The organism is Streptomyces sp. NPDC012794 (assembly GCF_042901085.1).
Classification (GTDB): Bacteria; Actinomycetota; Actinomycetes; order Streptomycetales; family Streptomycetaceae; genus Streptomyces.
Genome location: NZ_JBIBCI010000002.1, coordinates 495,102 through 516,168, shown reverse-complemented (window position 1 = coordinate 516,168; position 21,067 = coordinate 495,102). Strand labels below are relative to the sequence as shown.

Sequence of the window (21,067 nt, the reverse complement as noted above, 5' to 3'; positions counted from 1 at the left end):
GTCTCATGCGTGCCAGTCGAGCGGCACGCGACGTGAGCGGTCCCACGGTCGCTCCCAACCCGAGAAGTGCAGGATCCGGTCGATGACACCGGCGGTGAAACCCCAGACCAAGGCCGACTCCACGGTGAATCCGGGCCCCTCGTGCCCGCGCGGATGGACCACGGTGACCCGGTGGGCGGGGTCCGTGAGATCCGCCACGGGCACCGTGAAGACCCGGGCCGTCTCCGCCGGGTCCACCGCGCCGACCGGCGAGGGCTCGCGCCACCAGCCCAGCACGGGGGTCACGACGAACTCGCTGACCGGGATGTACAGCCGGGGCAGCACCCCGAAGAGCTGGACCCCGGCCGGGTCCAGGCCGGTCTCCTCCTCGGCCTCGCGCAGGGCGGCGCGCAGCGGGCCGGTGGTGTGCGGGTCGCCGTCCTCCGGGTCCAGGGCGCCGCCGGGGAAGGAGGGCTGCCCGGCGTGCGAGCGGAGACTTCCGGCCCGCTCCTGGAGCAGCAGCTCGGGGCCGCGCGGGCCCTCGCCGAAGAGGACCAGTACGGCGGACTGCCGGCCGCGGCCGTCCTCGGGGGGCAGGAAGCGGCTGAGCTGGCGCGGCCGGACGCTCCGGGCGGCCTCCACGACGGGGTCGAGCCAGGCGGGCAGACCCGCCGTCGTGAGGGCCAGGCCGTCGCCCTCCCGGGCGGCTGCCGTGGTCTCGTCCTGCGTACCGCGCGTCATGGGCACCCCTGTCCGCGTTCCTCTGTCGACACCGTCTCCACACCGCTGAACGCGGCCCGGGTCCGGTTTCGTTCCGCCGGGGGCGCGTGCGGCGCCCGCCGCGCGCCCCCGGAGTCCGCCGGCCCGGGCGCCGTACCGGCCCCTGCAGGCCGCCCTCAGGGCTCCGTACGGGCTCCCAGCGGCGGTGCGGGGAGGCCCGGGTAGTCCGGGGGCGGGGAGAGGCGCTGGCCCGGGTAGCCGCCCTTCTCGTACTTCAGCAGCTTCTTCGCCTTCTCCGGGTCCGTCTCGCCCTCGCCGTAGGCCGGGCAGAGCGGGGCGATGGGGCAGGCACCGCAGGCGGGCCTGCGGGCGTGGCAGATGCGGCGGCCGTGGAAGACCACGCGGTGCGAGAGCATCGTCCACTCGCTCTTGGGGAAGATCGCGCAGATCTCCGACTCGACCTTCTCCGGGTCCTCCTGCTCGGTCCACTTGAAGCGGCGCACCAGCCGGCCGAAGTGGGTGTCGACGGTGATCCCGGGGACTCCGAAGGCGTTGCCGAGCACCACATTGGCCGTCTTGCGGCCGACTCCGGGCAGGCTGACGAGGTCCTCGATCCGGCCCGGGACCTCACCGCCGAAGTCGTCGCGCAGCGCCTGTGAGAGGCCGAGCAGCGACTTCGCCTTCGCCCGGAAGAACCCGGTCGGCCGGATGATCTCCTCCAGCTCCTCCGGAACGGCCTCGGCCATGTCCTCGGGGGTCGGGTAGGCGGCGAAGAGGGCCGGGGTCGTCTGGTTCACGCGCAGGTCGGTGGTCTGCGCGGAGAGGACGGTCGCGACGAGCAGCTCGAACGGATTGCGGAAGTCCAGCTCCGGATGGGCGTACGGGTAGACCTCGGCGAGCTCGCGGTTGATGCGGCGGGCCCGGCGGACCATCGCCAGACGGGATTCCGGCTTCGCCGCCGACGGTTTCTTGGCCGAACCTTTGCCCAACGGGACAGGTCGGACCTTTTCGGACGCCTCTGGTCGGGCTTGTTCGCCCACGGCTGAATTCAGGCCCGCCGTCACTCCCGCGGACCCCTTGGCCTGTGCTCTCACCGGCTTATTGGACACCCGACCAGCCTAAGGCCGGGCGCCGACACCCGCCCGGACCTCAGGTAACACCACCCCGATCGGCCTCTCGCCGCACAGCACACCCATCCGTCCGGCATCCTTGTGATTGATCGCACTGTTTGAGCCGTCCGGCAAAATGGGGAGCGGTCCCCACTGGCTGGTCGACATAGGAGAGAGACTCGTGGACGACGTTCTGCGGCGCGCCCCGCTCTTCGCGGCGCTCGATGACGAGCAGGCCGCGGAGCTCCGCGCCTCCATGGCCGAGGTGACCCTCGCGCGCGGCGACGCCCTGTTCCACGAGGGCGACCCCGGTGACCGGCTGTACGTCGTGACCGAGGGCAAGGTGAAGCTCCACCGCACCTCCCCCGACGGCCGCGAGAACATGCTGGCCGTCCTCGGCCCCGGCGAGCTGATCGGCGAGCTGTCGCTGTTCGACCCGGGCCCCCGCACCGCCACCGCCACCGCCCTGACCGAGGTCAAGCTCCTCGGCCTCGGCCACGGTGACCTCCAGCCGTGGCTGAACGCCCGGCCCGAGGTCGCGACCGCGCTGCTGCGCGCCGTCGCCCGGCGCCTGCGCAAGACCAACGACCAGATGTCCGACCTGGTCTTCTCCGACGTTCCCGGCCGTGTCGCCCGGGCGCTCCTCGACCTGTCGCGCCGCTTCGGCGTGCAGTCGGAGGAGGGCATCCACGTCGTCCACGACCTGACGCAGGAGGAGCTGGCCCAGCTCGTCGGCGCCTCCCGCGAGACCGTGAACAAGGCGCTGGCCGACTTCGCGGGCCGCGGCTGGCTGCGCCTGGAGGCGCGTGCCGTGATCCTGCTGGACGTGGAGCGGCTCGCCAAGCGCTCGCGCTGACGCTGACGCGGCGCGGCCTTCGGGTCTTCGCGGAGGGGCCCCGTCCGGGTACGGACGGGGCCCCTCCGCCCGTTTCCGGCGCGGGACCCGGGGACGGGACACCGGACCGTAAATGCCGGCCCCTCAGGGCCGTCGGCGTGCAGAGTAGGGCCATGGAGCGCAGAGGGCTGGACGCGGACGGCTACTTCGAGCGGGAGGGAGCCCTCGGGCGGGTCCAGCCCGAGTTCGCGGGCCCGGTCGCGGCCGCCCGCGCCCGCGTCGCGGAGGCGTACGGGCGCCGGCTGCACAGCGCCTACCTCTACGGCTCCGTACCGCGCGGGACGGCCCGGCCGGGGCGCAGCGACCTCGACCTGCTGATCGCCCTGCACCGGGAGCCGGGCCACGAGGACCGGGACACCGCCGAGGTGCTCGGGCGGGGCCTCGACCAGGACTTCCCGCAGATCGACGGGGCCGGCATCCTGCTGTACGGCAAGGAGCGGCTGCTGAGCGAGCAGGAACGTTACGACCTGGGCTGGTTCCTCGCCTGCCTGTGCACCCCGCTGCTCGGCGACGACCTGGCCGAGCACCTCCCCCGGTACCGGCCCGACGCCCTGCTCGCCCGCGAGGCGAACGGCGACCTGGCCGCCCTGCTCCCGCGGTGGCGGGCCCGCTTCGAGGCCGCCTCGGAGCCCGCCGAGTTCCTCAGGATGAACCGGTTCTTCTCACGGCACCTGGTGCGGACCGCCTTCACCCTGGTCATGCCCCGGTGGGGCGGCTGGACCAGCGACCTCGCCGAGTCCGCGGAGATCTTCGGCGCGTACTACCCGGAGCGGGCCGCACAGCTGCGGCGCGCCGCCGCCGTGGCGCTGGACCCGGTCGACGACCCGGCCGTGGCGCGGGCCTACCTCGACGACCTCGGGCCGTGGCTCGCGGACGAGTACACGGCCCGGCTCGGGACGAAGACGCCGCGCGCCTAGGTCGTCTCTTTCGGATCTTGCCGGTCAAGCCCGCGGCGTCTGGTGCGGTGCCTCGCAAGGCGGAGGCACAGCGCGCGTACTGGACGTACTCGGCTGCGCCGACAACGCGGCGAGGTGCCGTGCCAGACGCCGCGGGTCTGGGGGCACCTCCCAGCGGTAGCTGGGGGAGCAAGATCCGGAAGAGACGGCCTAGAGCTTCGCCCCCGCCCGGTCGCCCTCCGCGTTTTCAGTCGGGTCCCCCCGGGATCAGTCCGTGATCGCGGAGGTACTCGAGCTGGGCCTCGACCGACCACGTGGCGGCCGGCCACAGCGAGCGGTCCACGTCCGCGTAGACGTGGGCGACGACGGCCTCCACCGTGGTGAAACCGTTCTCCACCGCCGTCTCGACCTGCGCGAGGCGGTGCGCCCGGTGGGCGAGGTAGAACTCGACGGCGCCCTGCGCGTCGTCCAGGACCGGCCCGTGCCCCGGAAGGACCGTGTGGACCCCGTCGTCGACGGTCAGGGAGCGCAGGCGGCGCAGGGAGTCCAGGTAGTCGCCGAGACGGCCGTCGGGGTGCGCGACGACGGTGGTGCCGCGGCCGAGGACCGTGTCGCCGGTCAGGACGGCCCGGTCGGCCGGCAGGTGGAAGCAGAGCGAGTCGGCGGTGTGCCCGGGGGTGGCCACCACCCGCAGCTCCAGGCCGCCGGTGCGGATGACGTTCCCGGCGGCCAGGCCCTCGTCGCCGAGGCGCAGCGCGGGGTCGAGGGCGCGGACCTTCGTACCGGTGAGCTCGGCGAAGCGGCCGGCGCCCTCGGCGTGGTCGGGGTGGCCGTGGGTGAGGAGGGTCAGCGCGACCCGCTTGCCGGCCTGCTCGGCGGTGGCGATGACGGCCCGCAGGTGCGTCTCGTCGAGGGGGCCGGGGTCGATGACGACGGCCAGCTCGGAGTCGGGCTCGGAGACCAGCCAAGTGTTGGTGCCGTCCAGGGTCATGGCCGAGGGGTTGGGCGCCAGGATGTTGACCGCGCGGGCCGTGGCGGGCCCGGAGGCGACGACTCCGCGGGGCTGGCCGGGAAGGGCCACTGCATCGCTCATGCGGAGCCCCCGAGGGTGACGCGCTTGGTGAACTCGTCGTGGCCCGGCCAGCTGAGCACCACCACGCCGTCCTCCAGCGAGGCCTCCGCCAGCACCGGGGTCAGGTCCCGCGCACCGGCCCCGGCGAGCGCGTCGGCGGCGCTGGCGTACGGCTCCAGGGAGCGCAGGGTGGAGATGGTCGGCGGCATCATCAACAGCTCGCCCTTGTCGTACCCGGCGGCGGCCTCGGCGGGGCGGATCCAGACGGTCCGGTCGGCCTCGGTGGAGGCGTTGCGGGTGCGCTGGCCCTCCGGGAGGGCGGCCACGAAGAACCAGGTGTCGTAGCGGCGCGGCTCGAACTCCGGGGTGATCCAGCGGGCCCACGCCCCGAGCAGGTCGGAACGCAGCAGCAGGCGGCGCCGGTCGAGGAACTCGGCGAAGGACAGCTCGCGCGCCACGAGGGCCTCGCGGTCGGCCTCCCAGTCATCGCCGGTGGTGTCGCCGACGACCGTGTCCGGGGTCTCGCCCGCGAGCAGGACCCCGGCCTCCTCGAAGGTCTCGCGCACCGCTCCGCAGACGATCGCCTGGGCGCCGGCGGCATCCGTGCCGAGGCGCCGCGCCCAGAGCTCCAGGCCGGGTCCGGCCCAGCCGATGCGGTGGTCCTCGTCGCGGGGGTCGACGCCGCCGCCGGGGTAGGCGTACGCGCCGCCGGCGAAGGCCATGGAGGAGCGCCGGCGCAGCATGTGCACGGCCGGACCGGCGGAGGTGTCACGGAGCAGCATCACGGTGGCGGCTCGTCTGGGTTCCACCGGCGTGAGGGCCCCGTCCGCGAGCGCGCGGATGCGGTCCGGCCACTCCGGGGGGTACCACTGCCCTCCCGCGGGCGGCTGGCTGGGCGAGGGCTGACCGTGCTGACCATTCGGCATGGCGGGATGCTACGGCCATCCGGCCCGATGTTCGAGGCCCCGGCCCGGCCGGCCGATCTTGAACCCCGGCCGCTCCCTGACGGTCCCGCCCCGGCGGACGCGGCCCCGCGCGGCGGCGGAGCCGGCAGGGCCCTGCCCCGCGGGCGGCACGCCGGAAGATCCGGCGCCGCCGCGCGCCGCGGGGCCCGGGCGTCAGGAGTCGGTCAGCTCGACCTGGATCTCGATCTCGACCGGCGCGTCCAGCGGCAGCACCGCCACACCGACCGCGCTGCGCGCGTGCACGCCCTTGTCGCCGAGCACCGCGCCCAGCAGCTCGCTCGCACCGTTCAGCACGCCCGGCTGCGCCGTGAAGTCGGGGGCCGAGGCGACGAAGCCGACCACCTTCACCACACGGGCGATCCGGTCCAGGTCACCGGCCACGGACTTGACGGCGGCCAGCGCGTTGAGGGCGCACGTCGCCGCCAGCTCCTTCGCCTGCTCCGCGGAGACCTCGGCGCCGACCTTGCCGGTCACGGGGAGCTTGCCCTGCACCATCGGCAGCTGGCCCGCGGTGTACACGTACGCGCCCGACCGGACCGCAGGCTGGTACGTGGCCAGCGGCGGGACGACCTCGGGCAGGGTCAGGCCGAGCTCGGCGAGCCGGGCCTCGACGGCGCCGCTCATGCCTTCTCCCGCTTGAGGTAGGCCACGAGCTGCTCGGGGTTGTTCGGGCCGGGCACGACCTGGACGAGCTCCCAGCCGTCCTCGCCCCAGGTGTCCAGGATCTGCTTGGTGGCGTGAACCAGCAGGGGGACCGTCGCATATTCGAACTTCTTGGTCATGGGGGCGAGCGTAACGCCTGAGCGGGAGTGGTTAGGCTCGGACGCTGTGAGCAGGCTCCAGGTGGTCAGCGGCAAGGGCGGCACCGGCAAGACCACGGTCGCCGCGGCACTCGCGCTGGCCCTCGCGCGCGAGGGCAGGCGGACTCTTCTCGTGGAGGTCGAGGGCAGGCAGGGCATCGCACAGCTTTTCGGTACGGAAGCGCTCCCTTACGAGGAGCGGAAGATCGCCGTCGCGCCCGGCGCGGGCGGGGGTGAGGTGTACGCGCTCGCCATCGACGCCGAACGGGCGCTGCTGGACTACCTCCAGATGTTCTACAAGCTGGGCTCGGCAGGCCGCGCCCTGAAGAAGCTCGGCGCGATCGACTTCGCGACGACGATCGCGCCCGGTCTGCGGGACGTCCTGCTGACCGGCAAGGCGTGCGAGGCGGTCCGGCGCAAGGACAAGGCGGGACGGTTCGTCTACGACCACGTGATCATGGACGCGCCGCCGACCGGGCGGATCACCCGGTTCCTGAACGTCAACGACGAGGTGGCGGGGCTGGCCCGGTTCGGGCCGATCCACAACCAGGCGCTGGCCGTCATGAAGGTGCTCAAGTCCCCCGACACGGCGGTGCACCTGGTGACCCTGCTGGAGGAGATGCCCGTCCAGGAGACCGCGGACGGCATCGACGAGCTGGTGGCGGCGGGCCTGCCGGTCGGCCGGGTGATCGTCAACATGGTGCGCCCGCACCACCTCGACGAGGACACCCTGCGCGCGGCGGCGGACGGCCGCCGCACGGAGATCGCCAAGGCCCTGTCCCGGGCCGGGCTGGGCGGTGCGCGACGGGGCGGGCTGGCCGAGCGGCTGGTGGACCCGCTTCTCACGCAGGCCACCGAGCACGCGAGCCGGGTCGAGCTCGAGCGGGAGCAGCGCGCGGTGCTGGCGGGGCTGCGCGTGCCGACGTACGAACTCCCCCTGCTCGGCTCGGGAATGGAACTGGCCGGGCTGTACGAGCTGGCGGCGGAGCTGCGCAAGCAGGTGGGCGCCGAATGAGCGAGGGCGGGGAGAGCATGGGGCTGGACACGCCGCAGCGGCTGGCGGTCGACGCGCTGCTGGACGACCCGGGGACCCGGATCATCGTGTGCTGCGGCGCGGGCGGGGTCGGCAAGACCACGACGGCCGCGGCGCTCGGCGTACGGGCGGCCGAGCGCGGGCGGCGGGTGGTGGTGCTGACCATCGACCCGGCGCGCAGGCTGGCCCAGTCGATGGGGATCGACTCGCTGGACAACACCCCGCGCCGGGTGCCGGGCATAGAGGGCGGTACCGGCGGCGACGGCGAACTGCACGCCATGATGCTGGACATGAAGCGGACCTTCGACGAGATCGTCGAGTCGCACGCGGACGCCGAGCGGGCGCGGGCGATCCTGGCGAACCCCTTCTACCAGTCCCTGTCGGCCGGCTTCGCGGGCACGCAGGAGTACATGGCGATGGAGAAGCTGGGGCAGTTGCGGGCCAGGGACGACTGGGACCTGATCGTCGTGGACACCCCGCCGAGCCGGTCCGCGCTGGACTTCCTCGACGCGCCCAAGCGCCTGGGGTCGTTCCTGGACGGGAAGTTCATCCGGGTGCTGATGGCTCCGGCGAAGGTCGGCGGCCGGGCGGGGATGAAGTTCCTCAACGTCGGCATGTCGATGATGACCGGCACGCTGAGCAAGCTGATGGGCGCCTCGCTGCTGAAGGACGTACAGACCTTCGTGGCGGCGATGGACACCATGTTCGGCGGGTTCCGGACGCGCGCGGACGCGACGTTCCGGCTGCTCCAGGCTCCGGGCACGGCGTTCCTGGTGGTCGCGGCTCCCGAGCCGGACGCGCTGCGCGAGGCGGCGTACTTCGTGGAGCGGCTCGCCGCGGAGCGGATGCCGCTGGCGGGCCTGGTGCTGAACCGGGTGCACGGGAGTGACGCGGAACAGCTGTCGGCGGAGCGGGCGCTGGCCGCCGCGGAGAATCTTGAAGAGGGCGGCATTGTCGATCAGGAGTCCGGGAAAGCTGGACTTCGTGACGCCGCCGACGACGGCTCCCCCGGCATGAACGGCGCGGCTCACACGGACGGGACGACCGCTGACGCGGAGGGCACGGCCGATGTGGACGACGTGGACCGGATCACGGCAGGACTGCTGCGCCTGCATGCCGAGCGGATGCAGGTGATCGCGCGTGAGCAGCGCACACGCGACCGTTTCACTTCGCTTCACCCCGAGGTGGCGGTGGCCGAAGTGGCCGCCCTGCCCGGCGATGTGCACGACCTCGCCGGGCTGCGGGCCATCGGAGAGCGACTCTCGGCCGGGGTGCCGGCCGGAGCGTAGGCGTGCGTACGAGGGGTGCCGACGCGGTGCCCGGGTGGTTACCCGGCTGCCGCGTAGGTCTCGTACGTCACGTCGATCTCCGCGTCGACATCCACGGTGAGGATGCCCGTACTGCGCTCGTACTCCGTGCGGGCGGTTTCGAGCAGCCGCCGCCACGAGGTGACGGTGGGACGCCTGCGCAGCAAGGCGCGTCGTTCCCGCTCGGTCATGCCGCCCCACACTCCGAACTCGACGCGATTGTCGAGTGCGTCGGCCAGGCACTCGGTCCGCACCGGACATCCGGTACACACCGCCTTGGCCCTGTTCTGTGCCGCTCCTTGAACGAACAGTTCATCCGGATCGGTAGTGCGGCAGGCTGCCTGCGCACTCCAGTCGGTAACCCAGCCCATCCCGGTGCCGTCCTCTCCCGAATCGAGGCTCCCCCACGGCGGTAGCGGCATATTCACCGCTGCCAGTTGAGGACGTTACGGAAGGTGGACACAGTGCAACACCCCCGACGGGCCCAATCTTGAATGGTCCGAACGGACTATGGGTAAGCGGCAGATCACCCGACGGAGTGATCCGGCGACATGCCCGGCCATTCCGGCGATTCGGGTGAAATCGGGGAGGCTCCGGTAAGCGGCCGTCAGAGGGAAGGGCGGGATTCGGACATGAGTCCACCCCTTCGGGGAGGGTGAAAATCAAGCCGAGGGGTTGATGTCGCACCGCGCTGCTGTGACAGTTGGGGACAGCTTAGGCCAAGGCATTCGCGCGTGTCCGGCGAATGAGAACGTAGGCTGCCCTCTATGGGAAAGAAGCGCTCGGGCGCAGGGCTGACGGGGCCGCAGCAGGCCGCCAAGTTCCTCGGTGTGTCGGTTCTCTCCGGAGTCGTACTTGCCGGTATCGCGATCCCGGGCGCCGGTGCGCTGGGCCTCGCCGCCAAGGGCACGGTCGAGGGTTTCGATGAGATCCCGGCCAATCTGAAGACGCCTCCGCTGAGCCAGCGCACCACGATTCTGGATGCCGAGGGTGGCTTGATCGCCACCGTCTATTCACGGGACCGTCAGGTCGTGCCGCTCACGGCCATGTCGCCGTACATGCAGAAGGCGATCGTCGCCATCGAGGACTCTCGTTTCTACGAGCACGGCGCGGTCGACCTCAAGGGCATCCTGCGCGCGGTGAACCGCAACGCGCAGGAGGGCGGGGCGGCGCAGGGCGCCTCCACGCTCACGCAGCAGTACGTGAAGAACGTCTTCGTCGAGGAAGCCGGCGACGACGAGACGAAGGTGCGCGAGGCGCAGGAGAAGAGCCTCGGCCGCAAGATCCGCGAACTGAAGTACTCGATCCAGGTCGAGGAGGAGCTCGGGAAGAAGAAGATCCTCGAGAACTACCTCAACATCACCTACTTCGGGCAGGGGGCGTACGGGATCGAGTCCGCCTCCCAGCGCTACTTCAGCAAGCCGGCCAAGGACCTGACGCTGGAGGAGTCGGCGCTGCTGGCCGGCCTCGTGCAGTCGCCGAGCCGGTACGACCCGGTGAACGACAGCCAGGAGGCGATGAAGCGCCGCAACGTCGTCCTCCAGCGCATGGCCGACGTGAAGGACATCTCGCAGGCCGAGGCGGACGAGGCGAAGGCGAAGCCGGTCACGCTGAAGGTGACCCGGCCCAAGAACGGCTGCATCACCGCCGTCAAGGGCGCCGGCTTCTTCTGTGACTACGTGCGCGCCACCTTCCTCTCGGACCCGGTCTTCGGCAAGACCCGCGAGGAGCGGGCAAAGGTCTGGAACCAGGGCGGCCTGACCGTCCGCACCACCCTGGACCCGCAGTCCCAGGAAGCCGCCAACGCCTCGATCAAGGACCACGTCAACGAGGACGACTCGATCGCCACGGCCGTGACCATGGTCCAGCCGGGCACCGGCCGGGTCCTGGCGATGGGCCAGTCCAAGCCGTACGGCTTCGGGAAGAACGAGACGCAGATCAACTACTCCGTGGACAAGCGGATGGGCGGCTCGAACTTCGGCTTCCAGGTGGGCTCCACGTTCAAGCCGTTCATCGCGGCCGCCGCCGTAGAGCAGGGCATGGAGCCGACGAAGGTCTACTCGGCCCCGAACAAGATGGAGTACCCGAGCCCGGTGGCGCGGTGCTCCGGCCCGGCCTGGCAGAACGTGCCGGTGGGCGGCAAGCGGGAGACGGCCGAGAACGAGACCCGGGACGAGATCGGTCCGTACGCGCTGAAGACGGCGATGGAGAAGTCCATCAACACCTACTTCGTGCAGATGATCTCGGACATCGGGCTCTGCCCGGTGATGGAGATGACGCAGAAGCTCGGAGTGGTCCCGGCCGACGGTTCGAAGCTGCCCGAGACACCGTCCATCGCGCTCGGCTCCGCCGAGATGTCCCCGCTGACGATGGCCAACGCGTACGCGGCCTTCGCCAATCGGGGCGTCTACTGCACCCCGATCGCCCTGGAGTCGATCACCGACGCACACGGCAAGGCGCTCGCGGTGCCGAAGGCCAAGTGCGACCGGGCGATGTCCCAGGACACCGCCGACACCATCAACCACCTGCTGCGCGGGGTGGTCGACTCCGGTACGGGTGAGCGGGCCGGCCTGACCGACCGCGACAACGCGGGCAAGACCGGCACCACCGACAACCGCTACAACGCCTGGTTCGTGGGCTACACCCCCAACCTGTCCGGCGCGGTGTGGGTGGGCTCCGGCGGCTCGAAGAAGATCTCGATGGAGGACATCACCATCGGCGGCCAGTACTACCCGAAGGTCTTCGGCGGTGGTCTGCCCGGCCCGATCTGGAAGGACGCGGTCACGGGCGCGCTGTCCGGCCGCGAGGCCCCGAGCTTCGCGGGGGTCAGTGTCCCCGAGCCCTCGGTCGGGGGCGGCGGCACCGGCACCAGCACCGGTGGCAACACCGGCGGCAACAACGGCGGCCGGGGCGGCACGACCCCGCCGGCCACCCCCCGCAAGCCCGGCAAGCCCACCAGGCCCGGCGGTGACGGCAAGCCCGGCGACACCCGCACCGGCGGCACCACCACCGGGTCCACCGGAGGCGGGACCCTCACCGGAGGCGGCGCCCAGACCCCCGAGGCCCCGACCGACCCGGTCGTCCCGGTGGAGCCGGGCCTGATCGGCGGCCGCGAGACCCAGTAGGCGCACGGGCAGGGCAGAACGAAGGGGAGGGCCCCGGTCGGATCACCGACCGGGGCCCTCCCCTTGGTCCCTGCTGGTCCCTGCTGGTCCCTACGAAAGCTGCTTCTTGACGGCGGCGGCGACCCGGCCGCCCTCCGCCAGACCCGCGACCTTCGGGTTCACGATCTTCATGACGGCACCCATGGCCCGCGGCCCCTCGGCACCCGCCGCCCGGGCCTCCTCGACGGCCTGCGCCACGATCGCGGTCAGCTCGTCATCGCTGAGCTGCTTGGGCAGGTAGGCGTCCAGGAACTCGCCCTCCGCCGTCTCCCGCGCGGCCTGCTCGGCGCGACCGCCCTGGGCGAAGGCATCCGCGGCCTCGCGGCGCTTCTTCGCCTCCTTGGCGATCACCTTGAGGACTTCCTCGTCGGAGAGCACGCGCGCCTCCTTGCCCGCGACCTCCTCCTTGGTGATGGCGGCGAGGGTCAGGCGCAGGGTGGACGAACCGAGTTCGTCGCGCGCCTTGATGGCGGTGGTGAGGTCTTCCTGGAGCTTGGCCTTGAGCGTGGTCATGTCCCTGAGTCTGCCAGGTGCCGGGGCCGTGGCGCCCACCCGTTTTCCGGGTCTGCGACGATGGGGGCATGCGTGCGCGTTACGGAGTCCCCCTGAAGGTGACCGCCTCCATCGCGGCGGTGGGGGCCGCGGGTGTGGCCTATGCCGCCGGTTTCGAAGCCCGGTCCTTCCGGCTGCGCCGGATCACGGTCCCGGTACTGCCCGCCGGCGCACGGCCGCTCCGGGTGCTGCAGGTGTCCGACATCCACATGGTCTCCGGCCAGCGCAAGAAGCGTGCCTGGCTGCAGTCCCTGGCGGGGCTGCGTCCCGACTTCGTCGTGAACACCGGCGACAACCTCTCCGACACGGAGGGCGTGCCGGAGCTGCTCGACGCGCTGGGCCCGCTGATGGACTTCCCCGGCGTGTACGTCTTCGGGTCGAACGACTACTACGGGCCGCGGCTGCGCAACCCGGGGCGCTACCTGATCGAGAAGGCGCAGGGCCGGCACGGGCTGAACGGCAACAAGCCGGTCGTCGGCGCCGTCCACAACCCGTGGGAGGGGATGCGGGACGCCTTCGACGCGGCGGGCTGGCTGGACCTCACCAACACCCGGGCCCGGATGAAGGTCAACGGGGTGGAGCTGGCCTTCACCGGGCTGGACGACCCGCACATCAAGCGGGACCGCTACGAGCGGGTCGCGGGCGGGCCGGAGGCGGACGCGGACTTCTCGATGGCCGTCGTGCACGCCCCGTACCTGCGGGTGCTGGAATCCTTCACGGCCGACCGCTACCCCCTGATCCTCGCCGGGCACACCCACGGCGGTCAGCTGTGCGTCCCCTTCTACGGGGCGCTGGTCACGAACTGCGACCTCGACACCAAGCGGGTGAAGGGCCTCTCCACATACGAGACCCAGGGCCGGCGCGCCTACCTCCACGTCTCGGCCGGCTGCGGCACCAACCGCTTCACCCCGGTCCGCTTCGCCTGCCCCCCGGAGGCGACTCTCCTGACCCTGGCCCCGAAGGCCTGACCACCCGCGCCGGACCCGCGCGAAACCGGATTTCGTCTCAGGCCGAGGGTCCGCTAAAGTAATCGATGTCGCCAGGACAGGAACACTTCAGGGCGACGATCGGGGTGTAGCGCAGCTTGGCAGCGCGCTTCGTTCGGGACGAAGAGGTCGTGGGTTCAAATCCCGCCACCCCGACTTCGTAAGACCAGGTCAGGGGCCTGATTCGAGAAATCGGATCAGGCCCCTGTTTGGCGTTTGCCCCTGTCTTGGGAGCCGTCGAAAAGCCATTACGGAATCGGCTCCCCGACGGCTCCCGGACCCTTCCGCGATCTACCGCAGCGAACTGACCCGGGGAGCGTCCCGCACGTAGGCTCGGGGCGGCCGACGCGAGAGCGGCCACGTAGCAGCCGTGATCAGCAGCCACGCCGTCCCGGTCGGCGTCACTTGGCAACCTGCCGCCAGTACCCCAACGCCTGGCGGGTCCTCAACGCTGCGGGCCACGTCAGCCCCGGCTTCCGCTGGACCGACCCCACCCGCACGGACTCACCCGCTGGCGTCCTGACGACCGAAGGCGTCCAATTCAGCTCAGGCCCTGCCGCCCGCCCAGGAGGCGCGCCTTGCCTTGGACGAGCTCCGGCGCTTGCTCGACGACTGAGCCACGTCCCACTGCGGGCGCCGCGGTACGGCGCGGGCTGTTGCCGATCACCTCGAAGGCAGTCGACTCTTCCTGGCCCATGCTCGGTATGCCCAACGCGCGAGCGCCCCGACGGACAGGGACACGAGAATCGCGCCCCAGTCGATGACGTGGGGGAGACCGGGGAAGAACGCGAAAAAGGCGAGGGACACGACGGTTCCGACCACGAACGCGACGATGCCGGCGCGGCGGCGCCTGGCATCCTGCTCGGGGCCTTCGGGGGTGGACTGGGTGGTCATGTGCTGCTCACTTCGTGATGTGGTGGCACTGGCTGACCCGGCGGACGCCATTGACGTTGAGGTGGGCGCAGGCCTTACCGTAGCGAGGGAGCGTCTGGGGCGCGTTGTCCCGCATGGGGTTGATCTTGCATTCCGTGTGGGTTTTGCCGCGAGAGGTCTTGTACGTCTTGCTGTCGGTGTCGGCGTACGTGAAGTCGATGCGCCAGTTGCAGAAGCCGGCATTGAGGGCTCCGACGAACCCACAGTCGACCCCGGCGTTCTGGTACGTGATCTTCTTGCCCTCGCCGCGGATGATGTGCGTGAACATGCACCCTGTGGGGACCTTCATGGTGACGCCTCCGACCTGGTAGTCGAAGGTGGCCACGGGGGTGGAGCCGATGGCACCGGCGTGTGCCTGCAACGGGGTTAAGAACGCGAGTGCGGCGGCTGCGGCGATGGCTGTGGTGACGCGGACTGCGAGATGGCCGACCATGTCTGGTGCCCTTCCGACGGATTGTCCTTGCAGAGGGCGGAACTCCTCCAGATGGCTGGTGGACTCTCCAGCAGGCACACATCCACTCCGAAGAGTGATCAAGGCAGCCCGGAGGACCGGTTGTGCCACCGACGGAAGCACCACTCGCTACAGCTGCTGGGGGAGGAGCGGGCGGCTGAGCGATCTGGTCTGGGGCTCGCTGAGCGAGGCCATCGACGGGCCCTCCCGTCCGGGCGTCGTGCTAGGTCAGGGGCCTGATGCGCTCGGCTGATCAGGCCCCTGTCTGGTGTTCGCGCCAGTTCCGGCAGCGGCTATCGGGCCGCTGCCGGCCGTGGGTCGGGTTGCCGCAGGTGTCAGGCCGTGGGGCCGGTGGGGGCGTAGAACTGGGCCAGGGCTGGGGCCAGGGCGGACGGGTCCACGTCGTGGGTCTGGCCGTCCAGGGTGCGGTGCGAGCCGGCCGGCAGCAGGGCCGCCAGGGCGCGGGCACCCGACTGGAGCCAGGGGTCGCTCGCGCCGCCGCCGATGGCCAGTACGGGGATCCGTACAGCCGCCCAGCGGTCCGCCGGCAGGGGGCGGCCGGACATGGTGTCGCCCATGACGCGGGCGTCGTACGGGAGGGTGTGGGCCAGCGCCGCGAAGTGGCTCCAGATGCCGCTCGCGCGCATCTGCCCGACGAACTCGGCCGGGACGCCCACGGCGGTGGTCAGCATGAGGGTGACGGCGTCGTCGCGCCGGCCCTCGGCGATGGCCGCGTCCAGCTGGTCGACGTAGTCGACGGGGACGGGCGGACGGCTGTCGTCGATGACGAACGGGGGTTCGTACAGAGCCAGTTCCTTCATCGGGACGCCGTGCGCGGCGGCCTCCAGGGCCAGGACGGCGCCCGAGGACATGCCCATCACGCGTACGGGGCCGTCGAGTTCGGCGATGACGGCCGCCAGGTCCTCGATCTCGCGCTCCACCGCGTAGGGGGAGGTGTCGCCGCTGTCGCCACGGCCTCGCCGGTCGTACGTCACCACGGTGAACCGGTCGCCGAGGAGGCCCGCGAGCGTGGCCCACCTCGGGTCCTCCCGCACCTGGTAGGCGCCGCCCACGAGGACGAGGGCGGGACCCTCGCCGGTGCGGTCGTAGGCGATGACGGTCCCGTCGCGGGAAATGGCCTTCTGCACGGTCTGACCCCCTGACATCATGTGGACGGCGTCCACATCTCCCCCGTAGGCTATACCTGTAAGTTGACGCCGTCCACATCCAGTGAGGAATCCAACCCCATGCCTGCGGAAACCGAACCGCCTCCGCCGCCCAAGCGCAGCACGTACCGCCACGGGAACCTGCGCAACGCGCTGCTCGAAGCGGCCCTGGAGCTGGCGCGCGAGGGCGGACCGGACTCCGTCTCGCTCCGCGAGGCCACCCGGCGCGCGGGGGTGTCGCCGAACGCCGCCTACCGTCATTTCGCCGACCGGGGCGCCCTGGTGCACGGGGTCTCGCAGGCCGCGATGGCCCGCGTGGCCCTGGCCATGGAGGCGGAGATCGAGGCCCTGCCCGCTGCCCCGACCCCCGCCGAACGGGCTCGGGCCCGCTTCCGGGCGGTGGGGACGGGCTACATCCGCTTCGCCGTGACCGAGCCGGGCTGGTTCCGGACGGCCTTCCACGTCCCGGACGACATGACGTACGCCGCCGACGCCACGGCCGCCGGGGCGGGCGGGCTCACGCCGTTCGAGCTGCTCAGCGCCTCGCTGGACGCCCTCGTGGAGACCGGCGTCCTGCCGGACTCCCGCCGCCCGGGCGCGGAGTTCCTCGCCTGGTCGGCGGTCCACGGCCTGGCCTCCCTGATCATCGACGGCCCCCTCCGCGGCATCACCCCGGAGCAGGCGCACGACGCCGGCCAGGACGTGATCACCATGATCGAGCGGGGGCTCTAGAGGGGGCGTGCGGGGCGGGCAGCTCGCCGCGTGGGTGGCCCGTGGTGACGCCACGGCGTGGGTCGGAGGTACTGCGCCGAGGGGCGGGTGGGGTTCACACACCCCTCAGCGCGGCAGCCGCGCGGGCGTCACGCGTCCAGGGGGTTGGCGGCTATGCGCTTGGCCGCGCCGGCCACGACGTAGGCCGCCGCCGCGCAGGTGGGCTTGCGGCTCGCCTGCTCCTCGACCAGGGCCAGGAAGGACGGGCCGAAGCCGAGGCGGGGGTAGTGCTCCAGGAGGCCCGTCACGAAGGACGGGTCGAAGTCGGGCACGCGCAGGCCCGACACGTCCGCACTGGTGCCCACCTGGAGGAGGTGGCTCTCCACGTCCTGGGCGGCGGTGACGTCGTCCCGCATGTGCAGCACGATGACTTCTTCCGCGCGGGCGCGGCGGGCCGGGGGCCAGCCCAGGCCCGCCGTGAAGAGCCGGGCCACGTGTCCGCCCGCCTCCTCGAAGGGCAGGGTGTGGCTGTCGAAGGGCGCGGTCAGGCCCAGGTCGTGGAGCAGGGCGCTGACATAGAGCAGCTCGGCGTCGTACGTGAGGCCGTGCACGCGCGCGTACTCCGCGCCGAAGGCGTAGGAGCGCACGGAGTGGTTGAGGAGGGCGGGGTCGGCGTACTCCGAGGCGACCTCGAAGGCCGAACGGGCCGTGTCCGAGTCAAGGTTGTGAAGGGTCCACGTCATGGACCGCACCTTAGACGCGGGGGCTGAAGTCCACCTGCGACGGGCCCGTCTCCCCCGGCCACCACAGCCGGGCCGGTGCGGGCGGGGTCTCGGCGAGGACACTGCCGCGCGAGACCACGTACCGGGGCCGGACCTGCCGGCGGATCGCCTCCTCGGGGCCCGGCGCCGGGAGGAGGACGAAGGAGGCGGGGGCGCCCGCCACGATGCCGTACTCGGAGGCGGACAGACCGAGGACGCGGGCCGCACGGTCCGTCACCATCGAGAAGGCCAGCGGGATGTCGTCGGCGCCGGTGAGCTGGGCGGCGTAGAGGCCGACGAGGGCGGTCTGGAGCGGATTGGCGGTGCCGAGCGCGTTCCAGGGGTCCATCACGTCGTCGTGGCCGAAGGCCACGTTGACCCCGGCGGCCAGCATCTCCTTGACCTGGGTGAGTCCGCGCCGCTTGGGGTAGGCGTCGAAGCGGCCCTGGAGGTTGAGGTTCGCGAAGGGGTTGGCGACCAGGTTGATACCGGAACGGGCCAGCAGGCGCTGGAGTTTGAAGCTGTAGGCGCCGTTGTAGGAGCCCATGGCCGTGGTGTGGGAGGCGGTGGCGCGCTCGCGCAGGCCCGAGCGCAGGGCCAGGGTCGCCAGCACCTCCACGAAGCGGGACTGCTCGTCGTCGATCTCGTCGCAGTGGGCGTCCACGCGCAGGCCGTGTTCCTCGGCCACCGCGAAGGCGGTCCGCAGCGAGGCGACACCGTCCTCGCGGGTGTCCTCGAAGTGCGGGATCGCGCCGACGACGTCCGCCCCGCGCGCGACGGCCTCGCGCAGCAGCGCCTCGCCGCCGGGAAAGGAGACGATGCCCTCCTGCGGGAAGGCGACGATCTGCAGGGTCATGATGTCCCGCACCCGGTCGCGGACCTCCAGCAGCGCGTCGAGCGCGGTGAGGGACGGGTCGGTGACGTCGCAGTGCGTACGGACGTGCAGCACGCCGTTGGCCGCCTGCCAGCGCAGCACCTCGGTGGCCCGTGCGATCACGTCCTCGCGGGTCAGGGTCCGCTTACGCTCGCTCCAGCAGGCGATGCCCTCCCAGAGGGTGCCGGAGGCGTTCGGGCGGGGCTGACCGGCGGTCAGGGCGGTGTCCAGGTGGATGTGGGGCTCGGCGAAGGGGGCGGTGAGCAGTCCGCCGTGGGCCTCGATGAGCACGCCGGTGGCCGGCGGCTCCTTCTGGTCGTCGTGCGGGATCACCCGGGCGATCCGGCCGTCCTCGGCGACCTCGACGTCGGACAGGCCGTGCTCGTGCAGCAGCCGGGCTCCTCGGACGATCATCCGCATGCGGTCCAGCGTACGCACGCCGCCCGGTGTTTCACGTGGAACGCACCCGCCCGGACGTTTCACGTGGAACGACACCCCCATGTTTCACGTGGAACGCGCCGGGCCGACCGGTGCCCGTGCCGCTGCTCAGCCTCGCTTGGCCTGTGCCTTCTGCTGCATGCCGCGCGTCTTCGCCGAGAGCGACTGGGCTTCCCTGCCCGCCGCCTTGGCACGTGCCTCGGCCGCCGTGTTCTTCGCCAGCGCGCGTTCGGAATCCTGGTGGCCGTGGTGCCCGGTACGGGCCTTCTTGGCCATGATCAACACCCTCTCGGAAACGCTCGTCGTACGCACACCACCATGCGCCCGTTCGGCGCACTCGGCATCCCGGCCGCCCGGTGCGATAGGACCCGTGAGAATGGAGCGCATGACCAGCGACAGCGACCTGACCCCCGGCACCGACTCCAGTTCCGGGATGCCCGACTGGGAGAAGCGCTTCCGGGCGCCGCGCGTGGGACTGCCCGACTGGGCCGAGGACGCCCCGGACCGCTCACTCTTCGTCTCGAACGCCACCGGAACCTACGAGCTCTACGCCTGGGACCGGGCCACCGGTACGCAGCGGCAGGCCACCGACCGCCCCAACGGCACCACCGACGGCGCTCTCTCCCCCGACGGGGAGTGGATCTGGTGGTTCTCGGACACCGACGGCGACGAGTTCGGCACCTGGGTCCGCCAGCCCTTCGCGGGCGGACCCGACGAGCCCGCCGCGCCCGGGTTGGAGCCCTCCTACCCGGCCGGTCTCGCCATCGGCCGTGACGGCACGGCGGTCGTGGGGCGGTCCACCGACGAGGACGGCACCACGATCCACGTCGTACGCCCGGGCGGCGGGACCCCGCAGGTGATCTACCGGCACCGCGAATCGGCCGGCGTGGGCGACCTCTCCCGCGACGGAACCCTGCTCGCGATCGAGCACACCGAGCACGGCGACGCCATGCACTCGGCCCTGCGCGTGGTCACCCTCGACGGCGCCACCGTCGCGGAACTGGACGATTCCCGGGGCGGCACCGAGGAACTGGGCCTCGAGGTGCTCGGCTTCGCACCGGTCGCGGGGGACACCCGGCTCCTGGTCGGGCACCAGCGGCGCGGCCGCTGGGAGCCGATGGTGTGGGACGTGGCCACGGGGACCGAGGAGGACCTGGCCATCGACCTGCCGGGCGACGTGAGCGCCGAGTGGTACCCGGACGGGACCGCGCTGCTCATCGCGCACGGCTTCGAGGCCCGCAGCGAGCTGTGGCGCTACGACCTGGCCGCGCGGGAACTCGTACGGGTGGACACTCCGCCGGGGACGGTGTCCGGCGCGACGGCCCGCCCGGACGGGACGGTGGAGTACCAGTGGTCCTCGGCGGCCGAACCGGCCGCCGTACGGTCCACGGCCGGCGGCGTCGTCCTGGACCCTCCGGGCATGCGGCCGCCGGGCTCGGTACCGGTGGAGGACGTGTGGGTGGAGGGACCCGGCGGGCGGATCCACGCACTCGCCCAGCGGCCCGTGGGCCACGGTGACGGGCCCTTCCCGACGATCTTCGAGATCCACGGGGGTCCCACCTGGCACGACTCCGACGCCTTCGCCGCCACCCCGGCGGCCTGGCTGGACCACGGTTTCGCGGTGGTGCGGGTCAACTACCGGGGCTCGACGGGCTACGGCCGTGAGTGGACCGACGCCCTCAAGCACCGGGTCGGCCTGATCGAGCTGGAGGACATCACGGCGGTCCGCGAGTGGGCCGTGACCTCCGGCTTCTCGGATCCGGCGCGGTTGGTGCTGTCCGGCGGTTCCTGGGGCGGCTACCTGACGCTGCTGGGCATCGGCATGCGGCCCGACGACTGGGCGGTCGGGCTGGCCGCCGTACCGGTGGCGGACTACGTGACGGCCTACCACGACGAGATGGAGGCCCTGAAGGCCCTGGACCGCACCCTCTTCGGGGGCACCCCGGAGGAGGTCCCGGAGCGCTTCGAGGCGTCCTCGCCGCTGACCTACGTGGACGCGGTGAAGGCGCCCGTGCACATCGCGGCGGGCGTGAACGACCCGCGCTGCCCGATCCGGCAGATCGAGAACTACGTGGACCGGCTCGCGGCGCGCGGCGCGGTGCACGAGGTGTACCGGTACGACGCGGGGCACGGTTCGCTGGTGGTGGAGGAGCGCATCAAGCAGGTCCGGATGGACCTCGAATTCGCGCTCAAGCACCTGCCGCAGGGCCTGCCGCGCTGACCCGGCACCGGAGCGCCGGCGCACCCCCCGTACC

Annotated in this window: 22 protein-coding genes and 1 tRNA gene; 9 read left to right on the top strand and 14 right to left on the bottom strand. The window is 71.9% G+C overall.

Annotation, left to right across the window (positions count from 1 at the left end; genetic code table 11):
* Window positions 1–3 precede the first annotated feature (3 nt).
* A complete protein-coding gene (locus ACFY7H_RS05615; protein ID WP_388933461.1) occupies window positions 4–720 on the bottom strand; it encodes an NUDIX hydrolase in 717 nt (238 codons plus the stop codon).
* Window positions 721–875: 155 nt separating this feature from the next.
* Window positions 876–1,631 (bottom strand): endonuclease III, encoded by a 756-nt coding sequence (gene nth / locus ACFY7H_RS05610; protein ID WP_388933725.1) that lies wholly within the window; start codon window positions 1,629–1,631, stop codon window positions 876–878.
* A gap of 358 nt (window positions 1,632–1,989) precedes the next feature.
* On the opposite strand from nth, the gene ACFY7H_RS05605 reads away from it, so the two are divergent.
* Together ACFY7H_RS05605 and ACFY7H_RS05600 are read left to right on the top strand one after the other, a co-directional pair.
* Window positions 1,990–2,664 carry a Crp/Fnr family transcriptional regulator gene (locus tag ACFY7H_RS05605; RefSeq protein ID WP_007264960.1) on the top strand — a complete coding sequence of 225 codons (675 nt, stop codon included), beginning with the start codon at window positions 1,990–1,992 and terminating at the stop codon, window positions 2,662–2,664.
* Between the two features lie 152 nt (window positions 2,665–2,816).
* A complete protein-coding gene (locus ACFY7H_RS05600; protein ID WP_388933458.1) occupies window positions 2,817–3,620 on the top strand; it encodes a nucleotidyltransferase domain-containing protein in 804 nt (267 codons plus the stop codon).
* A gap of 226 nt (window positions 3,621–3,846) precedes the next feature.
* On the opposite strand, the gene ACFY7H_RS05595 is transcribed toward ACFY7H_RS05600, so the two are convergent.
* From ACFY7H_RS05595 to ACFY7H_RS05580, 4 genes are all read right to left on the bottom strand, one after another.
* Window positions 3,847–4,692 (bottom strand): MBL fold metallo-hydrolase, encoded by an 846-nt coding sequence (locus ACFY7H_RS05595; protein WP_388933456.1) that lies wholly within the window; start codon window positions 4,690–4,692, stop codon window positions 3,847–3,849.
* The gene (locus ACFY7H_RS05590; RefSeq protein WP_388933453.1) at window positions 4,689–5,597 is read right to left on the bottom strand and encodes an NUDIX hydrolase; all 909 of its coding nucleotides are present in this window, start codon (window positions 5,595–5,597) and stop codon (window positions 4,689–4,691) included. The genes ACFY7H_RS05595 and ACFY7H_RS05590 overlap by 4 nt, the downstream gene beginning before the upstream one ends.
* A gap of 192 nt (window positions 5,598–5,789) precedes the next feature.
* Complete coding sequence (locus ACFY7H_RS05585; protein ID WP_388933450.1) at window positions 5,790–6,260, bottom strand: RidA family protein; 471 nt, start codon at window positions 6,258–6,260, stop codon at window positions 5,790–5,792.
* A complete protein-coding gene (locus ACFY7H_RS05580; protein WP_007264966.1) occupies window positions 6,257–6,418 on the bottom strand; it encodes a DUF4177 domain-containing protein in 162 nt (53 codons plus the stop codon). The genes ACFY7H_RS05585 and ACFY7H_RS05580 overlap by 4 nt, the downstream gene beginning before the upstream one ends.
* 46 nt (window positions 6,419–6,464) lie before the next feature.
* On the opposite strand from ACFY7H_RS05580, the gene ACFY7H_RS05575 reads away from it, so the two are divergent.
* Both ACFY7H_RS05575 and ACFY7H_RS05570 read left to right on the top strand, forming a co-directional pair.
* On the top strand, window positions 6,465–7,451 hold the full coding sequence (locus ACFY7H_RS05575; RefSeq protein WP_388933447.1) for an ArsA-related P-loop ATPase: 987 nt from the start codon (window positions 6,465–6,467) through the stop codon (window positions 7,449–7,451).
* Window positions 7,448–8,758, top strand: a complete 1,311-nt coding sequence (locus ACFY7H_RS05570) for an ArsA family ATPase (RefSeq protein WP_388933446.1) — start codon at window positions 7,448–7,450, stop codon at window positions 8,756–8,758. Before ACFY7H_RS05575 ends, ACFY7H_RS05570 begins: the two co-directional genes overlap by 4 nt.
* Window positions 8,759–8,796: 38 nt before the next feature.
* Here ACFY7H_RS05570 and ACFY7H_RS05565 read toward each other — a convergent pair whose 3' ends face one another.
* On the bottom strand, window positions 8,797–9,147 hold the full coding sequence (locus ACFY7H_RS05565; protein WP_361602800.1) for a WhiB family transcriptional regulator: 351 nt from the start codon (window positions 9,145–9,147) through the stop codon (window positions 8,797–8,799).
* Between the two features lie 396 nt (window positions 9,148–9,543).
* Here ACFY7H_RS05565 and ACFY7H_RS05560 point away from each other — a divergent pair, with 396 nt between their 5' ends.
* Window positions 9,544–11,901: a transglycosylase domain-containing protein gene (locus ACFY7H_RS05560; protein ID WP_388933443.1), complete on the top strand. Its 2,358-nt coding sequence runs from the start codon at window positions 9,544–9,546 to the stop codon at window positions 11,899–11,901.
* Window positions 11,902–11,991: 90 nt separating this feature from the next.
* Here the strand turns inward: ACFY7H_RS05560 and ACFY7H_RS05555 are convergent, their stop codons facing one another.
* A complete protein-coding gene (locus ACFY7H_RS05555; RefSeq protein WP_388933441.1) occupies window positions 11,992–12,453 on the bottom strand; it encodes a GatB/YqeY domain-containing protein in 462 nt (153 codons plus the stop codon).
* A gap of 68 nt (window positions 12,454–12,521) precedes the next feature.
* Here ACFY7H_RS05555 and ACFY7H_RS05550 point away from each other — a divergent pair, with 68 nt between their 5' ends.
* Both ACFY7H_RS05550 and ACFY7H_RS05545 read left to right on the top strand, forming a co-directional pair.
* Window positions 12,522–13,460, top strand: a complete 939-nt coding sequence (locus ACFY7H_RS05550; protein ID WP_388933438.1) for a metallophosphoesterase — start codon at window positions 12,522–12,524, stop codon at window positions 13,458–13,460.
* Between the two features lie 100 nt (window positions 13,461–13,560).
* A tRNA-Pro gene (locus ACFY7H_RS05545) sits at window positions 13,561–13,634 on the top strand.
* A gap of 507 nt (window positions 13,635–14,141) precedes the next feature.
* On the opposite strand, the gene ACFY7H_RS05540 is transcribed toward ACFY7H_RS05545, so the two are convergent.
* The 3 genes from ACFY7H_RS05540 to ACFY7H_RS05530 form a co-directional block, all read right to left on the bottom strand.
* The gene (locus ACFY7H_RS05540; RefSeq protein ID WP_388933435.1) at window positions 14,142–14,372 is read right to left on the bottom strand and encodes a hypothetical protein; all 231 of its coding nucleotides are present in this window, start codon (window positions 14,370–14,372) and stop codon (window positions 14,142–14,144) included.
* A gap of 7 nt (window positions 14,373–14,379) precedes the next feature.
* The gene (locus ACFY7H_RS05535) at window positions 14,380–14,844 is read right to left on the bottom strand and encodes a hypothetical protein (RefSeq protein WP_388933433.1); all 465 of its coding nucleotides are present in this window, start codon (window positions 14,842–14,844) and stop codon (window positions 14,380–14,382) included.
* 353 nt (window positions 14,845–15,197) lie between these two features.
* Complete coding sequence (locus ACFY7H_RS05530; RefSeq protein WP_388933430.1) at window positions 15,198–16,010, bottom strand: alpha/beta fold hydrolase; 813 nt, start codon at window positions 16,008–16,010, stop codon at window positions 15,198–15,200.
* A gap of 99 nt (window positions 16,011–16,109) precedes the next feature.
* On the opposite strand from ACFY7H_RS05530, the gene ACFY7H_RS05525 reads away from it, so the two are divergent.
* Window positions 16,110–16,760, top strand: coding sequence for a WHG domain-containing protein (locus tag ACFY7H_RS05525; RefSeq protein ID WP_388933428.1), 651 nt, complete (start codon window positions 16,110–16,112; stop codon window positions 16,758–16,760).
* A gap of 128 nt (window positions 16,761–16,888) precedes the next feature.
* Here the strand turns inward: ACFY7H_RS05525 and ACFY7H_RS05520 are convergent, their stop codons facing one another.
* From ACFY7H_RS05520 to ACFY7H_RS05510, 3 genes are all read right to left on the bottom strand, one after another.
* Window positions 16,889–17,482, bottom strand: coding sequence for an HD domain-containing protein (locus ACFY7H_RS05520; RefSeq protein WP_388933426.1), 594 nt, complete (start codon window positions 17,480–17,482; stop codon window positions 16,889–16,891).
* Window positions 17,483–17,492: 10 nt separating this feature from the next.
* Window positions 17,493–18,794, bottom strand: coding sequence for a cytosine deaminase (codA, locus tag ACFY7H_RS05515; protein WP_388933423.1), 1,302 nt, complete (start codon window positions 18,792–18,794; stop codon window positions 17,493–17,495).
* Between the two features lie 126 nt (window positions 18,795–18,920).
* Window positions 18,921–19,088 (bottom strand): hypothetical protein, encoded by a 168-nt coding sequence (locus ACFY7H_RS05510; RefSeq protein WP_388933421.1) that lies wholly within the window; start codon window positions 19,086–19,088, stop codon window positions 18,921–18,923.
* A gap of 109 nt (window positions 19,089–19,197) precedes the next feature.
* Here ACFY7H_RS05510 and ACFY7H_RS05505 point away from each other — a divergent pair, with 109 nt between their 5' ends.
* Entirely contained in the window at window positions 19,198–21,033 is a 1,836-nt protein-coding gene (locus ACFY7H_RS05505; RefSeq protein ID WP_388933419.1) for a prolyl oligopeptidase family serine peptidase, read from the top strand.
* The last annotated feature ends 34 nt before the right edge of the window (window positions 21,034–21,067 follow it).

Bases quoted from the DNA above. Each gene is read 5' to 3' on its own strand.
- ACFY7H_RS05615 (WP_388933461.1), bottom strand. From the start codon at position 720: ATGACGCGCGGTACGCAGGACGAGACCACGGCAGCCGCCCGGGAGGGC.
- nth (WP_388933725.1), bottom strand. From the start codon at position 1,631: ATGGTCCGCCGGGCCCGCCGCATCAACCGCGAGCTCGCCGAGGTCTAC.
- ACFY7H_RS05600 (WP_388933458.1), top strand. From the start codon at position 2,817: ATGGAGCGCAGAGGGCTGGACGCGGACGGCTACTTCGAGCGGGAGGGA.
- ACFY7H_RS05595 (WP_388933456.1), bottom strand. From the start codon at position 4,692: ATGAGCGATGCAGTGGCCCTTCCCGGCCAGCCCCGCGGAGTCGTCGCC.
- ACFY7H_RS05590 (WP_388933453.1), bottom strand. From the start codon at position 5,597: ATGCCGAATGGTCAGCACGGTCAGCCCTCGCCCAGCCAGCCGCCCGCG.
- ACFY7H_RS05585 (WP_388933450.1), bottom strand. From the start codon at position 6,260: ATGAGCGGCGCCGTCGAGGCCCGGCTCGCCGAGCTCGGCCTGACCCTG.
- ACFY7H_RS05580 (WP_007264966.1), bottom strand. From the start codon at position 6,418: ATGACCAAGAAGTTCGAATATGCGACGGTCCCCCTGCTGGTTCACGCC.
- ACFY7H_RS05570 (WP_388933446.1), top strand. From the start codon at position 7,448: ATGAGCGAGGGCGGGGAGAGCATGGGGCTGGACACGCCGCAGCGGCTG.
- ACFY7H_RS05565 (WP_361602800.1), bottom strand. From the start codon at position 9,147: ATGGGCTGGGTTACCGACTGGAGTGCGCAGGCAGCCTGCCGCACTACC.
- ACFY7H_RS05560 (WP_388933443.1), top strand. From the start codon at position 9,544: ATGGGAAAGAAGCGCTCGGGCGCAGGGCTGACGGGGCCGCAGCAGGCC.
- ACFY7H_RS05555 (WP_388933441.1), bottom strand. From the start codon at position 12,453: ATGACCACGCTCAAGGCCAAGCTCCAGGAAGACCTCACCACCGCCATC.
- ACFY7H_RS05550 (WP_388933438.1), top strand. From the start codon at position 12,522: ATGCGTGCGCGTTACGGAGTCCCCCTGAAGGTGACCGCCTCCATCGCG.
- ACFY7H_RS05540 (WP_388933435.1), bottom strand. From the start codon at position 14,372: ATGACCACCCAGTCCACCCCCGAAGGCCCCGAGCAGGATGCCAGGCGC.
- ACFY7H_RS05535 (WP_388933433.1), bottom strand. From the start codon at position 14,844: ATGGTCGGCCATCTCGCAGTCCGCGTCACCACAGCCATCGCCGCAGCC.
- ACFY7H_RS05525 (WP_388933428.1), top strand. From the start codon at position 16,110: ATGCCTGCGGAAACCGAACCGCCTCCGCCGCCCAAGCGCAGCACGTAC.
- ACFY7H_RS05520 (WP_388933426.1), bottom strand. From the start codon at position 17,482: ATGACGTGGACCCTTCACAACCTTGACTCGGACACGGCCCGTTCGGCC.
- codA (WP_388933423.1), bottom strand. From the start codon at position 18,794: ATGCGGATGATCGTCCGAGGAGCCCGGCTGCTGCACGAGCACGGCCTG.
- ACFY7H_RS05510 (WP_388933421.1), bottom strand. From the start codon at position 19,088: ATGGCCAAGAAGGCCCGTACCGGGCACCACGGCCACCAGGATTCCGAA.
- ACFY7H_RS05505 (WP_388933419.1), top strand. From the start codon at position 19,198: ATGACCAGCGACAGCGACCTGACCCCCGGCACCGACTCCAGTTCCGGG.